We start from the raw sequence: 15,194 nt of genomic DNA on the forward strand, positions 1-15,194 counted from the left end.
AAAAATTTGAACCCTGATATCAATGAAATGATACTCTCTAACTTTATTGGTTACGCTGAAGCTACGAAGCAATATAAAAGTTTTAATTACCCTTGAAAACCCTTTTATACAAAGTTTTTCTATCTTTATCCCGGATTTATCAGCAAGAAATCATAAACAATGGCCTCAGTCCCAAAAATCAAAACCTATCATTTCCTGCCCTGTAAATACGGATCGGAACTCTTACTGGATATCGGACGCATCGAATCACTGAAAAACTATGTATTGGATCAGACCCTGCACCAACTTAGTTTTTATGAAATAATTTTTATCACGGAAGGTTCGGGAGCGCTGACACTGAATGAAAATAAAATGTCTATCCTTCCGCAGACCATTATTTTCACCTCTCCCGGACAGGTACGCCGCTGGGATATTCAGGAAAGTGTCAAAGGATATACCCTGTTCTTTGAAAAGGATTTCCTCCATCTCTTTTTTTCAGATGAACTTTTTTTATACCGGTTCCAGTACTTCCATCAGTATTCACACCCTCCTTCGATGCAGGCCGGAGAAGCGCCCTTCCGGAAATGCCTGAACCTGCTGCATGAAACAGAGCAGGAAATCGGACAGATCCAGAATGACAGCAGTCACCTGATCAGATCGCTCCTTTACCAGCTTCTTATTTTGCTTAACCGTTATTATGCGGAGGTTTATGAGGTCGAACGCGATACGTATGTCCACGCCGGTTTTTACCGGTTCCGGTCTTTGCTGGAAAAAAGGTTTTTACAGGATCAGACCGTAGAAGCTTACACCGGAATGCTTAACATCAGTCCGGGATTCCTGAATAAAATCTGCAGGCAGTTCAGTGGATGGTCTGCACAGCAAATGATCCATCAGAAACTGATTTCGGAAATCAAGAAGGAACTGCATCAAAACAAATCCGTAAAAGAGATCTGCTACGAATTCGGATTCTCGGATCCATCCAATTTCAACCGCTTTTTCAAGAAACTGACCCACATGACCCCTTTTCAATACCGGAAGAGCATAAAATGACCTTTTAAAAGATAAAATGACCTTTTTGCAGGATAGGAATGTTTCTAATTTTACCGGAAAAAAGAAATTATGACAAAATCTACCGTACTTGGTTTTTTATTTTTAGTGACGAACCTGCTTCGGGTACAGGCCGAAGAATTTTACGTAAATCCCCGTACCGGCAGCGACATTTATTCGGGAACGAAAACGCAGCCATTAAAAACTTTATCGGAAGCAGCAAAGCGCATCAACCTGAATAGGGAAAAGGCAGCAACCACGATCATTCTTTCACAAGGAACCCACTTGTTAACCCGCACCGTCCTTTTCAACAATAATAAATACAGTAATACCAGGCGTCTTACCATCCGGGCGGAAGTAATGCCGGATGATGCCGGCTGGAGCCCTGAAAAAATGCCGGTTGTCATGACAGCAGTTCCTCCTGAGCCAGGGGTAGGCGGGGAAGAGGCAAAAGGAATACAGCCCGAAGTAAGCCATGTTACCATTGCCGGCATCCGCTTTACCGGGAGTCCGGATTATACGTATCTTGATGCCCGTAATTTACGCCGGTCTTACCCGGTATGGCGTGATGGAAAGACTCTGGATGACCTGGTGGTGACCCAATGCCTGTTCGCCGGAAATGTGGATGTCCTGCCACTCCATGTAGGCGTTATAGCCAATGGGTATGGCCTGGTGATCGACCATTGTGTTTTTTTCAATTGTAAAATTCCGGTCGTTTTCTGGAAAAACGACGGGAAAACCGGCAGCCGGAGTGCCATGCGGCATTCACTGGTTTATGGCGGCTATTTCTGCGGGGTCTGGACGACCCAGGGCACCAACGGAGAGGAATTCGATTTTCATCATAACATCATCGCCAGTACCGCTACCATCTGGATCAGAGAAAAAGGAAGCACGAAACGGTATAAAGCTTCCGACTGTATTTTTGTGGATTATAATAAACTGGCCGGATATGGAAGCGGCCCTCTGAGCGACAGTGATGCGACAACCACCGACTTCCTGGAAATGAAAAATATCCGGACCGGCGGAATCATCATCATCGAAAAAGACCAGAGTAAACGAAATTACCTCCAGTTGGCAGAAGGTTCTGCAGGTTGGGACCTACAAGCCGGGCTGTTTAAAAAATAAGGTTCAATGAAATGAATTCTGAGCCCGTTATACAAAATAAAAAAACCTTCAGTGAAGGTTTTCTATTTATAAGCTTCGATCTTATCCGTTAAGGTATTGATGAAATTCTGAAGCGGCTTCTCGACCATCATTTTGATGAACGGGTTAAACTTTCCTTCAAACAGCATCTGTACTTCAGTCTGGTTTTCATTCAGAGGGTTTATCGTAGCCGTTAAAGAAAAATCAAGGCTTGAACTTGCCGATTTCAACACCGCTTTCCGGTCGGTTACTTCATCGATTTTCAGGGCGATCTCCGGCATTCCCTGCAGTCCGAATTTGAATCCGTCTTCTCTTGTCTCAAACTTCTGAAGACCGTCCGGCATAAAATCTTTGTAATTTTCCGGCGATTTCAGGATTTCCACCAGTTCTTTAGATGATTTATTGACAATAATCTTTCGTCCTTCTAAATTCATTTTTTATTTTTGTATTAAATTCTTAATTCTTACAAATATATGTATAAAGTTTTTGTGAACGAAAAAAAATTACTGTTGTCTAAGCAATCTGAAAACTTAGAAAAAACGCTTGGATACGAAAACGTCACAAGCCTGGAGATCGCGCTTGATCTTCTTGAAAATACATCGGTAAAGGAATTAAACGTATACGGGGAGAATCTCAATGAGATCTGGGCTGAGTTCCGGAAGCTTTTCAGGATCATCGAAGCGGCGGGCGGCCTGGTGAACAATCCGGAAGGAGAAATCCTTTTCATCAAAAGACTGGGAAAATGGGATCTTCCGAAGGGAAAAATGGAAAAAGGCGAATCGCGTGAAGAATCGGCCGTGCGTGAAATCGAAGAAGAAACCGGTCTTGCCCATGTAGAGCTGGTACGGTTTATCAATACGACCTATCATATCTATGTGGAAAGAAACGGCGATAAAGTCCTGAAGTGTACGCACTGGTTTGAAATGAATTTCAGCGGTGAAGACACGTCCAAACCTCAGATCGAAGAAGGGATCACTGAGGTAGCCTGGAAAAATACCGCTCAGATCGAAGACGAAGTTTTCCCAGGTACTTTTAAAAATATCAAACTGATCGTCCAGGAATTCCGGGACCTTAAGACTGAATAAAATCGATGGATTTTTCCAGGGCGATCCCTCTGGAACCTTTTAACAATATATTTTCCGACGGTATTCTGTTGGTTTTAAGATATTCAATCAGCTCGGCGGTATTTCCGAAGCTTAACGATGACGAATCAATGCGGCTGAAGTTTTCACCCACGGTGATGATCTGATCGAAGCCTGATTTTTCAGCCAGATTAAGAATGGCCCGATGCTCTTTTTCACTTTCTTCACCCAGTTCCAGCATATCGCCGATAATCACGGTTTTGGAGCCGTTAAAAGTAATAAAATTGTGCAAAGAAGCCGTCATGGAGCTCGGATTGGCGTTGTAGGTATCCAGTACAAGGGTCTTCCCTTCTTTTTTCACGATCTGGGAACGCATATTGGTCGGCGTATAATTTTCAATAGCCTGTTTTATTTTATCAACGTCGATCCCGAAGTGCAGCCCCAGGCTGGCCGCCGCACAGAGGTTGGTGAAATTGTATTCGCCGGTAAGCCTGGAAACGGCTTTTGTCCCTTTGTACATCAGACCGACAAAATGTCCTTCTGAAAACATTTCGAACTGATAATCGGAACCCCTGCTCCCGAAAGTTATTGTTGGGGTATAATGCTGTGTTTTTTCTACCTGAACCGGATCATTCTCATTGACCAGAATGGTCTTCCCATTGTTTTTCAGGTAGTCATAAAGTTCAGATTTTCCTTTAATTACCCCTTCGAATCCGCCGAAGCCTTCCAGGTGGGCCTTGCCGAAATTGGTAATGTATCCGAAATCCGGTTGGGCGATGGAACACAGAAGACCGATTTCCTTCTGGTGGTTGGCTCCCATCTCAATTACCGCCATTTCATGTTCCGGTTTAATGGAGAGAAGCGTGAGCGGAACCCCAATATGGTTATTTAAATTCCCGTAAGTATACTGAACATTAAATCTTTCTGAAAGTACGGCATGGATAATCTCTTTTGTGGTGGTTTTGCCATTGCTGCCCGTAAGCCCGATTACCGGAATCTGCAGCTGCTTCCTGTGGTAAATAGCCAGCTCCTGCAGAAAATCCAGTGTGGAAGGAACATAGAAAATATTTCTCGCTTCGTCTTCAAACTCCTTCTGTTCCACAATAACTGCCAGCGCACCGTTATCGATAGATTGTCCGGCTAGAGTGGCCGCATTGAAATTATCCCCGGAAAAGGCAAAGAAAATATCGTCTTTTCCGATTTTCCGGCTGTCGATCGTTACTTTCTCAGCCTGTAAAAACAAAGGGTAAAACTGTTCTGTATTCATGGTTCAAAAATAAAAAAACCTTCCAGTATTCCGGAAGGTTTTTTGAAAATTATTTAGATAAATATTATCTTCTTGTTCTACTCTTATCGTTAGCTCGGGCATCCTGTGCAACACGGAAACCGATCCATCCGAAAGCTTTGTCCTGAGACTTATACCTTCTTTGTCCCGGATCCAGCCAGTAAGCCGTATCCTGCCAGGAACCGCCTTTTACCACTCTGATATCGTTGGAAATACTGGAAGTTCTTTCTTTTTTATCTTTCTGCAAGATTACTTTACCGTTAGCATCTACAATAAATCTTGATTTAGGTGAATTGTACATGTCGTAAGCGGCAGCTGAATCGGATGCATTTCTGTAATTCAGGGAAGACATCCGGTCTCCGTCTCTGTAGTTTCTGTAATCAGCAATCGTTTCTCTTTCAAACTGTCCAGGAAGGTTTCTGTAAACCAGTCTTCCGTCAGCTAAAGTGTCATATTTAATACTGCTTTCATCGGTCATTTTGTAAGTTCCGTCTCCGTTTCTTACAACAGCCTGAGGCATATTTCCTCTAACATAGTTGAAATCACTGAAATCTTCGTCGATAATTGGTCGGTATACGTCGTACGTCCATTCAGCAACGTTTCCGTACATTCCGTAGATTCCAAGATCGTTGGAAGGATACTGTCTTACATCTGAAGTTCTGGCAGATCCGTCATTTTTCCAGCCCGGAAGCCCGGAATAATCACCGGCACCCATTTTGAAGTTTTCAAGGAACATTCCTCTTTCTCTTCCTTTGGTTCCTCTCAGCTGATCGATTTCAGGTTTTTTACCCAGGTATTGGTTGTATTCTCTGTTTTTGGCCATACCCAGAGCTGCATATTCCCATTCCACTTCGGTAGGAAGTCTGAATTTCGTTACCATCGCAGCGTTAGGCGCCCTGTTTGCAGCAAGCAGTCTTTGGTTGGTCGTTTTCATACCGGTCTTCTGCTGCATTCTTTTTTCATTGATGTACCCTTGCATTTCAGGATCATTCGACTTGAATTTATCCATATTGAATGCCGTTCCACCCTGGTTATTGGATTCGTTGATGTACAGATCCTTGGCAATGATACCGACCTGCATTAAGGCTTTCTCGTTTGCACGGTCTGACAACCATTCGCAATACCTGTTGGCCTGTGTCCAGCTTACCCCCACTACCGGGTAGTAATCGAATTCAGGAGAACGGAAATACGTTTCGTTGAAATCATTTCTAGATAGTTTGTTGTCCCATAATAAGGTATCCGGCAAAGCACCGTTGTAGATTTCCTTAAAGCTTGGGTCACTCGGAGGGAATACATACTTCAACCATGTAAGGTATTCGCGGTATTCGTAGTTAGTAATTTCAGTTTCCCCGATAAAGAACGAACTTACCTGCATTCTGCGTGGCGAGTTATTCCAATCGTGCATTACATCATCTTTCACTAATCCCATTGTAAAAGTTCCACCTTCTACATATACCATCCCCGGCCAACCTTTCTGTTTTTGTTGCTTTCCTGCAAAAAACCAACCTTGTTTCTCGTTTGGTTTCCAACCTGTTTTGCTGACAAATTTTTTCGTACCGCCGCCATTATTAGATCCTCCGCAACTGGTTAATGCAAGTGTAGAACTTAATGCTATTAATGAAAACAACTTTAGTTTTTTCATAGTCGATATAAATATTTTCAAAGTACAAAGAAAAAGTAAATTATTCAATAAATCAAGTAAAGAGTTGATTTTTTTGAAAAACGTTAACAAATTAATTTTATTGTATCACAATTTAATTATAAAATTTTCATTTATTTTGTAATTCAGAAATTTCAACCATAAACATGAAACAAAAAATCTCACTTTTATTTCTATTAGGCTTTGTATCAATGCTCTGGGCTCAAAGAATCAGCATCGAATGGGATGGTTCTAAAATCCGGGACTTCGGCGATACAAAACTTAACCTTCCAAATTTCAAAAATCAAGGATTTTTATTCAGCCAAAATAACATTTTTATTACAATCAAACAACAGGTTGGCGAAAAGCAGCTGAAAATTTCCAATCCGGTTTGGGAGAATGTTTCTGCCGGTGATCTGTATGAAATGAGCAGGGACCTGCTGCCGGATTATGAGGTAAAAGATGTTACCTACTATTATCTTGAAGGGGAACACTATGCCAGCATTAATGTTTCTTTATTCAAAAAAGAAAAAGGACGGGTTCAGAGGTTGTCTTCATTTGAAATTTCTGAAGGCAGCTTATCCAACAGCACCGGCAGTACGATGAAGGTTGGCACCACCAACAATCCTCTTTCATCCGGAAATTTTTACAAGATAAAAGTGGATAAATCCGGGATCTTCAAAATTACCAGACAGTTCCTGCAGGACAATGGGATCAACCCTTCATCTGTCAACCCTAAAAACTTCAGGATATACGGAAACGGCGGAATCATGCTGCCGGAATTCAATCAGGACGTGAAATACGGTGCCCTTCAGGAAAACGCGATCCAGGTAGTCGGGGAAAACGACGGGGTATGGAACGATAATGATTATGCCCTCTTCTATGCCCAGGGACCGAATGGCTACAACCTGTACAATACAGCCAACGGGAACGGCTATAAAAGAGTGGATACCCGGGTCGACAGAAGTGAAAATGTAAAGAACATTTATGAAGATTATTCTTATTATTATATCAATTTCGATAAAGGCCCTGGTAAAAGGGTACAACCGGTAGATGTAAACTTACCTGCTTCTGCGCTGATCACAAGATTTGATAACTACCAGTTCATTAACAATGATGAGAAAAACCTGATGAAGGTGGGCCGTATCTGGGTGGAAGGCACTCCTTTTACTACCGATAAGGCCGTTACTTTCAACACGGCTTCTCCCATTCAGTCCGGCGACCAGATCCGGTTCCAGGCACAGACAATTGCCTACAAATCCCAACAGAACAGCATTACCTACAATATTAATAATCAGAATCCTGAAACAGCTACAATTCCCGCCCCGAATACCAGCGGAACCAATGAATTTTACGTTACTCAGTATAAAGGAACGGTTTCAGGACTCAGCGGAAGTCAGATTACCCTGAATCTAAAGCCAAATATTTCGGTAAATCCAAACGGGGTTTTCTATCCCGATTATTTTGAAGTGCAATATAAAGACAACCTGACTTTTAACGGCACCCAGATGAACTTCAGGGATTATTCGCTGGTAAGCGGAAGCAATACCACCTATGGTTTTAGCCTGTCCAACGCCTCTGCAGCAGAACAGATCTGGGACGTAACCGATATTACGAATGCCAACCGGAGAGTGAACAAAGCGGCAGGAAATACCACTTTCAATTTCGCCTATACCGCTTCAGACCCTAATTTCAATAACGAGTTCGTCGCTTTCAAGGCCGATGCTGCCTACAGTCCTCAATTCGTAGGACGGATCAATAACCAGAACCTTTCCGCATTGCAGAATGTAGATTACCTGATTATCACCGTTCCTGAAATGATGGGACAGGCCCAAAGGCTGGCCAGCTACCATCAGACAAAAAACAACTATAACGTACAGATCGTCGATACCGATAAAATTTATAATGAATTCGGCAGCGGCAGCCGTGATCTTACGGCCATCCGGGATTTTGTGACCAAACTGAATACCCCGTCAGGAACCCTGAAATATGTTTTTATCCTGGGAGATACTTCCTATGATTATAAAAACAGGATATCCGGCAATACCAACGTGGTATCCAGCTATGAGAGTGAAGTTTCGCAGGATGTGATCCGGTCTTTCGTTACAGATGACTATATTGTGATGACCAAACCCCAGACCTCACAGCGGATAGATTTCAACCTGCCGGATCTGCCGGTAGGGAGGCTTCCTGCAGCCAATGTAACGGAAGCAGCGAACATGATCGACAAAACCCTGGCGTATTACAACAGCTTATCGGGACAATCCACGCCTTTCGGTGAATGGAAAATGAAACTGGACTTTATTGTGGATGATGATAATGACAGCGACGGACCGAATGCCGTGCCTTTCCATACGACGATGAACAGCACTCTGGTAACCGTTTTTGAAAATCCTGCTTTAACCAATCTTAAAGAATACAACGTCCGGAAATTATACCTGGACGCCTTTCCTGCACAGAGTACAGCCGGCGGGCAGCGGTATCCGCAGGTAAACCAGGCCATTTCCAATGATATCGGGAACAGCCTTTATATGTTCTACTTCGGGCATGGCGGAATCAACGGCTGGGCCCAGGAACGGGTATTAACATTGAGTGAGGTTCAGAATGCAAATAATTTCTCTCCGGTCTACAGCAGGTTTCCTTTTGTTTCTACGATTACCTGTGAATTTACGCTTTGGGATGATCCCGCTACGTCTTCGGCAGGAGAACAGTTCATTAAACTGAAACAGGGAGGCCCGGCCACCATGATCACTTCCAGCCGTGCGATTGATGTATATTACGGAGTTACATTTACCAATACTTATACCCAGAATATCTTCAAGCTGACCAGTGATGATTTTGATACACTCGGCTATGCCCATTTGAATGCGAAAAAACAGCAGGGTGCTTCTACGGAACACCTGAAGGTAAACTTCCTGGGAGATCCCGCCATGAAGCTGAGCCGCCCTAAAAGGTTACTGGTGATCGACAATATCGAAACACCGGTTCCCGGACTGATCAGAGGACTGGATTTCGTAAAAGTAAAAGGCCATATCAATAATCCGAACGGTACGGTGAATACCACATTTAACGGAAGAGTGGTTATTAACATTTTTGATAAAAGATTAAATAAAACCACTTTGAATAACGATGGCAACTTAAACCCGGCTCTTCAGTATACCGAAGAGGGAAGTGCGATTGTAAAAGCTTCGGGAACTGCGGTAAACGGAGTATTCACCGTAGAATTCTATGTTCCCAAAGACATCAACTATGCGGTGGGAACCGGAAGAATCCTGGGATATGCAGATAACAAAGCAAGTGATGTATTCAACAATCAGGCAGTACAGGTAGGAGATCTTAATCCGAACGGAATCAATGACAACGAACCGCCTAAAGTAAAATTGCACATGAACAACACCAACTTTGCGGATGGCGGGATTACCGACCAGAACCCGGCGTTGCTGGCCTGTATTACCGATGATACGGGAATTAATTCTACCGGATCCGGTATCGGTCATGATATTACCGTCTATTTGGACGGCCAGATCATCAATACCGTAGTGCTGAATGATTTTTATGCCTCGGGAGAAGGAAACGGATGCCTCAGCCCAAGCCTGGCAGACTATCAGAAAGGAAATGTAACTTACCCTTTCAGAAATCTTGCGGTCGGACAGCATCAACTTACATTTAAAGTTTGGGACATAAACAATAATTCGACGACGGCTACGTTAAATTTTGAAGTTAAGGATGAAGCCGACCAGCATCTGGTAATCAACCGACCGCTGAACTGGCCGAATCCGTTTACCAACAAAACGTATATCCAGTTTGAGCATAATTGCGATGATATTCTCGATGTGAATGTTCAGATTTATACCATTACCGGAAAATTGGTAAGAACTTTATCGCAGCCGGTGGTGGCAGAACCTTTCCTGCAGGGCTTCAGAACGCCGCGTCAGGCCATCGAATGGGACGGAAGAGACGATTTTGGGGCAACTGTTGCAAAAGGTACGTATATTTTTAAGATATTTGCAAAAAGTCAGAATCAAGAAAAATGCAAAGGAAGTGCTACAGCTGTAGAAAAAATGGTACTTTTGAAATAAATTTAAAACGATAACAGTAAACATATTAACGAAAAACTGATAATATATAAAAGACAACATATGAATTTAACTACTAAACTGCTTTTAGGAATTGGGTTAAGTGCCGGTTTTTTAGGCTACTCTCAGGATTTAAGCCTTGTACGACCTGTACTTACCGGAGCTCCTTTCTTAAGAATCGCACCGGATGCAAGGGCTGGAGGTATGGGAGACCAGGGGGTGGTAACCTCTCCGGACGCTTTTTCACAATTCTGGAATGCTGCGAAATACCCTTTTAGCAGAACAAGTTCTTCCGTAGGGATCAACTACACACCGTATATGGGGAAACTTACCAATGATGTGTTTTTATTATACGGAGCATTTCACAAATTCTTAGGTCAGGAAGAAAGATCTACCATCTCTGCAAGTATCTATTACTTCAATATGGGAGAAGTGGATCTCACGCAGTTAGTAGGAAATGAAGTCACTTCCATGGGTACCTCCAAACCGAATGAATTCTCCATCGACGTCGCGTATGGCCTGAAGCTATCCGACTCCTACTCCATGGCCGTTACCGGTAGATTCATCCGTTCCGACTTAGCCGGCGGTTTCAACACCGATACGACGTTGAAGCCAGCCAACAGTTTCGCCGTAGACGTTTCCGGATACTATACGTCTCCGAAATTCTCAAGTCTCGGAGGCATGGACGGGAAATTAAATGCCGGTTTTGCCATCCAGAACCTAGGTCCCAAACTGGATTATACAGGAAACGAAGAATCCAGGTCTTATCTTCCTACCATGGCAAGACTGGGGGTTGGATATGATATGTACCTTGATGACATGAACCGGGTCGGCTTAAGTGTGGAAGGTTCAAAAATCCTGGTTCCCGGTTCCGAATATGTAGGTATTGACCCCAATACGAGACAGCCGATCTATCAGGTTCCGAATGTGGGCGTGATGGCCGGAATCGGAAAATCCTTCAAAAACGAACAGTCCATTATGTACAGCGGTGCTTTGGAATATTCTTATGACAACGCATTTTCTGTAAGAGGCGGGTATTTCCACGAAAGCGAAGTGCAGGGCGCCAGACAGTTTGCAACGGCCGGTATCGGATTAAAATACCGTTCCTTCGGACTGGATATTTCTTACCTGATCAATATGTCAAAAATCAATACGGCTTTGGACAACACCCTTCGTTTCGGGCTTACCTGGAACATCGGGGATGAAACTTCCAACGTAGATAACTAAAATACAACCTCTAGGTTAATAAACAGGCTGCCTCTTCTGAAGCAGCCTGTTTTATTTTGGGGCAAACGGTCAGTCCCTTCGGGTAAATGGTCAATCCGCTTCGCTCGTCAATTTTTCAGCGCACAAAGATTCACCTCACAAAGCGAAATTCACCATTTACTATTCATCATTCACTTGCAAAGCAAAACTCAATCTTCACTTTTCAGGAGCTTAATCCGGCTCTCCGCTACTACTCCTCGCGCCGCTGCACTCCTATGCGCTCCACCGTCAAAGCCCATCCGCTCCCAAACCTTCCAGCCCTGCTGTGGGGTAACCGCTGCGATCCGGGCTAGGACATCAGCCATCAGGTTCAACTGGAGGAGCAAAACTTCCGGCTTCCCTTTTCCATTCTTTAATCTGATTTCTACTTCGGCTTTACATTTATAACAAACCCGATGTTCCCCCTATCATTCAACCCTTCATAAGGCAAAACTCCAAAATTCTCAGCTTCTACACCCTCAAACTCTGTCAGCCGCCATCATGGTTTAAAATTTGATACTGATTTGTCTATCCGGCTCCGATGCATTCAAAATAAATCATCAGATACCGGCAGGGGAAAATTCACCATTTGTAAATCCATAATTCACATTTAACCCTTATTTTTGCACCATGAACTATTCCGCGGAACTCAAAAAATTTGTGACCAGCCAATATGTATATTCTGCCATCAGGATTACCCTGGCTACTGTTCTGCCGTGTCTGGTGCTTGCCCATTTCGGAATCCTGAAAGAATATTTCCTTTTCCCGCTCGGAACCAGCTTCGTAGCCCTCACCGACCAGCCGGGACCCTTTATCCGGAGGAGAAATGCCCTGACTTTTGCCATCGTCTGCTTCGTTTTCGTGGCGTCGATTGCAAGTCTCGTCATGCATATTAAAATTCTGGTCTTTGCCGAGATTATTGTTTTCGGGATGTTCTTCTCCCTCATCGGCGTATACGGCCAAAGGCTGGCGGCCGTCGGTTCCCTCTCGCTCGTGGTTATGGCCATCTTCATCGACGGGCACCTTACAGGAACCAACATCCTGAAAAGCCTGCTGATTTTTGCTTCCGGCTGTACCTGGTTTTTACTGATCTTTTTAATCGTGACCACCATTCAGCCCTATAAGCTGGCCAGCCAGATGATCGGGGAAAATTACCTTCAGCTGGCGGAGTTCCTTAAGATCAAAGCCAACCACTACCAGAAAAACCCGGACTTCAATAAGCTTACCACCCAGGTCATCGCCAAGCAGATCGAGATCAAAAACCTGCAGGAAGAGACCCGGGAAACCGTTTTCAAAACCCGGGTGATCGTCAATGAATCCACCACGACCAGCCGCCTGCTCATGCTCATGCTGCTGAACTCCATGGATCTCCATGAAAAGTTGATGACCTCCGAAAGCGATTACGAAAAGCTTCAGAACAGTTTCGGCGACACGACCATACTCGTCAGCATCCATGATTACCTGAACCTGCTGGCTGAAGAAATTACCAACATCGGCATTTCGCTTCAGATCGGAACCCGGGCAAAACCGCTCTATGATCTCGATGAAGAATTGCAGAACCTGAATCACCATTATTTTGAACTGAGAAATAAAAAAATCACGCCTGACAATTTTGAGAATTTCATGGTCCTGCGCCAGATCCTGATGCGCATCAATGAAATCACCAAAGAAATCAACGAGATCTACAAAGTATTTTCACAGAACGTAAAACTTGCGAAGAGTCTTTCGACGGGGCTTGACCTTAAAAAATTCATGCCTAATGAAGAAAAACTCAATTTTAAGGTTTTAAAAAACAATATTTCGCTGTCGTCTTCCCAGTTCCGCCATGCGCTGAGAATCACCATTGCCTTACTGCTGGGTTATCTGTTTTCCCTGTTCCAGTTTATCGGGATCGGGCATACTTACTGGATCCTCATCACTACCGTTGCGATCCTGAAGCCCGCCTACTCCATCACCAAACAGCGGAACCTTCTCCGTCTTTACGGTACCATTGCGGGAGCCGTTATTGCTTACGGAATCCTTCATTACATCCGCATCAATGAAGTTCTTTTCGTCATGCTTCTCCTGAGTATGATCATGTGCTTCAGCTTTCTGAAAGGAAAATATTTCTGGGCGGTCCTGTTCATGACGATTTATGTATTCGTCAGCTTCAATTTCCTCAGTCCCGGAAACGTCAATATTATTTTCAGGGACCGGATCGTAGATACCATTATCGCCGCGATCATCACTTCGCTGGTAGCTTATGTGGTACTGCCGGTCTGGGAACATACCCAGAATCTGGACCTGATGAAAAAATCGGCTGCAGATAACCTTATTTATTTTCAGAGTGTGATTTCCAAATTCATCGGTGACGGTTTTAACCTCGAAGATTATAAAGTGAAGCGGAAAAATGCCATCATTTCCCTGGCCAACCTTTCCGATAATTTCCAGCGGATGATTTCCGATCCCAAAAACCAGCAGAAAAAACTGGAGGTGGTGCACCAGTTTGTGGCCACTTCCCACCTGATCACTGCTTATACCGCTTCCCTTTCACAGTATGTAAAAGACAAGGAAAAATATCCTGAAATTGATGCGGAAGGCTGGAGCCGGAAAATTGAAGCGGAAATGCATAAGGTATCCAATCTCCTGAACGGTGAAAAGATTACGGAGACGCTGAACAGGGAAAGCCGTATCGAACCCGAAGATTCATCACTGGACGACCTTATCCTCAAAAGGAAAGCCGAGCTTGCTGAAAATGAAGTGTATGACCTCAGGGATCCGGACAAAATCTCGCGGCTTACCGAGCTTAAAAACATCCACGATGTACTGGAACTGATCTACGATGTGGCCAAGGAACAGCGTAAAGTTATTGAAACCTACCAAAACGAATCCCACGAAAAAGCAGAACCGGTACAGACTACTCTTCAACAATCGTAAAGCAGTAGCCATCGAAAAATTCGACTCTGGCTTTTAATTCATCGGAAATCAGGTCGTCATGAACCCGGCATCGGATCTGGTGGAGATGCTTCAGTTCAAAGGGCCGTACTTCGTAATGTTTTTTGAGCGACCAGTGTTTGGAGTGGTGGATTTTGTACATGCTTTCCTTTACACTCCAGATAATCGTGTAGAACGTCACTTCATTATCGGAAGGAATAAACCCGCGTTCCTCTTCGTACGTAAATTTATCGATCACCCTTAAAATTTTTGGGTTGAATTTCTCGATATCGATCCCGATTTTATTTCTGGAAACAGCAATCGCGGCAAAAGGAAAAGAATGGGTAATCGAAATTTCGGCATCTTTCGGAGATAAAAAAGGTTCTCTGTCCCTGTATAAAATCTTTGAATCCGGTTTTAAACCTTTCAGGAGTTTCCGGACCATCAGGACTTCCTGCAGCTTTTTCGGATGGTAATCCTTTACTTTCTCAGCATTTTCTGGCTCCAGAAGCTGATGGACATCCAGTTCTTCGGTTTCATCATACTTCCAGATAAGAATGGTCGCATTGTCATCGGAAAAATCGCGGTAAAGTGGCATCGTGTTGTTTTATACAGGACAAAATTAATGAAAAAAAAATTTGGAGAAAGCTCCGCCATTCCGGATGGCCGTTTTCTGTTCATGCTTTGATAAATTCCTGTTATAAATCAGTTTACGCAAGGGAATACCCGCCTGTGTTTTTTTATTTTAATTATTAGTTGTAATTTTGCAGCTTATTATTACTGAA

The 15,194-nt window shown here is 43.7% G+C and carries 10 protein-coding genes; 6 read left to right on the plus strand and 4 right to left on the minus strand.

The features are described 5' to 3' along the window. Positions 1–159: 159 nt before the first annotated feature. Positions 160–1,029, plus strand: coding sequence for a helix-turn-helix domain-containing protein (locus CHA01nite_RS10895; RefSeq protein ID WP_146941380.1), 870 nt, complete (start codon positions 160–162; stop codon positions 1,027–1,029). Between the two features lie 69 nt (positions 1,030–1,098). Further along, positions 1,099–2,151, plus strand: a complete 1,053-nt coding sequence (locus CHA01nite_RS10900; protein WP_146941382.1) for a hypothetical protein — start codon at positions 1,099–1,101, stop codon at positions 2,149–2,151. A gap of 62 nt (positions 2,152–2,213) precedes the next feature. Here the strand turns inward: CHA01nite_RS10900 and CHA01nite_RS10905 are convergent, their stop codons facing one another. Beyond that, entirely contained in the window at positions 2,214–2,603 is a 390-nt protein-coding gene (locus tag CHA01nite_RS10905) for an SRPBCC family protein (RefSeq protein ID WP_146941383.1), read from the minus strand. 39 nt (positions 2,604–2,642) lie between these two features. Between CHA01nite_RS10905 and CHA01nite_RS10910 the strand changes: the two genes are divergently transcribed. Continuing rightward, positions 2,643–3,254, plus strand: a complete 612-nt coding sequence (locus tag CHA01nite_RS10910) for an NUDIX hydrolase (protein WP_146941385.1) — start codon at positions 2,643–2,645, stop codon at positions 3,252–3,254. Here the strand turns inward: CHA01nite_RS10910 and CHA01nite_RS10915 are convergent. Both CHA01nite_RS10915 and gldJ read right to left on the minus strand, forming a co-directional pair. After that, positions 3,241–4,518 (minus strand): UDP-N-acetylmuramoyl-tripeptide--D-alanyl-D-alanine ligase, encoded by a 1,278-nt coding sequence (locus CHA01nite_RS10915; protein WP_146941387.1) that lies wholly within the window; start codon positions 4,516–4,518, stop codon positions 3,241–3,243. The genes CHA01nite_RS10910 and CHA01nite_RS10915 overlap by 14 nt on opposite strands. A gap of 64 nt (positions 4,519–4,582) precedes the next feature. Beyond that, on the minus strand, positions 4,583–6,178 hold the full coding sequence (gene gldJ, locus CHA01nite_RS10920; protein WP_146941389.1) for a gliding motility lipoprotein GldJ: 1,596 nt from the start codon (positions 6,176–6,178) through the stop codon (positions 4,583–4,585). A gap of 164 nt (positions 6,179–6,342) precedes the next feature. Here gldJ and porU point away from each other — a divergent pair, with 164 nt between their 5' ends. From porU to CHA01nite_RS10935, 3 genes are all read left to right on the plus strand, one after another. Then, positions 6,343–10,254 (plus strand): type IX secretion system sortase PorU, encoded by a 3,912-nt coding sequence (gene porU / locus CHA01nite_RS10925; RefSeq protein WP_146941391.1) that lies wholly within the window; start codon positions 6,343–6,345, stop codon positions 10,252–10,254. Positions 10,255–10,314: 60 nt separating this feature from the next. Then, positions 10,315–11,478 carry a type IX secretion system outer membrane channel protein PorV gene (gene porV, locus CHA01nite_RS10930; protein ID WP_146941393.1) on the plus strand — a complete coding sequence of 388 codons (1,164 nt, stop codon included), beginning with the start codon at positions 10,315–10,317 and terminating at the stop codon, positions 11,476–11,478. Between the two features lie 648 nt (positions 11,479–12,126). Further along, complete coding sequence (locus tag CHA01nite_RS10935) at positions 12,127–14,412, plus strand: FUSC family protein (RefSeq protein ID WP_146941395.1); 2,286 nt, start codon at positions 12,127–12,129, stop codon at positions 14,410–14,412. Here the strand turns inward: CHA01nite_RS10935 and CHA01nite_RS10940 are convergent. Continuing rightward, on the minus strand, positions 14,393–15,007 hold the full coding sequence (locus tag CHA01nite_RS10940; RefSeq protein ID WP_146941397.1) for a 4'-phosphopantetheinyl transferase family protein: 615 nt from the start codon (positions 15,005–15,007) through the stop codon (positions 14,393–14,395). The two genes, CHA01nite_RS10935 and CHA01nite_RS10940, sit on opposite strands and share 20 nt — an antisense overlap. Positions 15,008–15,194 lie beyond the last annotated feature (187 nt).

Origin of the sequence: Chryseobacterium hagamense, from assembly GCF_007991455.1 — a bacterium.
Taxonomy (GTDB): domain Bacteria; phylum Bacteroidota; class Bacteroidia; order Flavobacteriales; family Weeksellaceae; genus Chryseobacterium; species Chryseobacterium hagamense.

Coding starts and splice junctions, on each gene's coding strand:
- CHA01nite_RS10895 (WP_146941380.1), top strand. CDS start 160: ATGGCCTCAGTCCCAAAAATCAAAACCTATCATTTCCTGCCCTGTAAA.
- porV (WP_146941393.1), top strand. CDS start 10,315: ATGAATTTAACTACTAAACTGCTTTTAGGAATTGGGTTAAGTGCCGGT.
- CHA01nite_RS10910 (WP_146941385.1), top strand. CDS start 2,643: ATGTATAAAGTTTTTGTGAACGAAAAAAAATTACTGTTGTCTAAGCAA.
- porU (WP_146941391.1), top strand. CDS start 6,343: ATGAAACAAAAAATCTCACTTTTATTTCTATTAGGCTTTGTATCAATG.
- CHA01nite_RS10900 (WP_146941382.1), top strand. CDS start 1,099: ATGACAAAATCTACCGTACTTGGTTTTTTATTTTTAGTGACGAACCTG.
- gldJ (WP_146941389.1), bottom strand. CDS start 6,178: ATGAAAAAACTAAAGTTGTTTTCATTAATAGCATTAAGTTCTACACTT.
- CHA01nite_RS10915 (WP_146941387.1), bottom strand. CDS start 4,518: ATGAATACAGAACAGTTTTACCCTTTGTTTTTACAGGCTGAGAAAGTA.
- CHA01nite_RS10905 (WP_146941383.1), bottom strand. CDS start 2,603: ATGAATTTAGAAGGACGAAAGATTATTGTCAATAAATCATCTAAAGAA.
- CHA01nite_RS10940 (WP_146941397.1), bottom strand. CDS start 15,007: ATGCCACTTTACCGCGATTTTTCCGATGACAATGCGACCATTCTTATC.
- CHA01nite_RS10935 (WP_146941395.1), top strand. CDS start 12,127: ATGAACTATTCCGCGGAACTCAAAAAATTTGTGACCAGCCAATATGTA.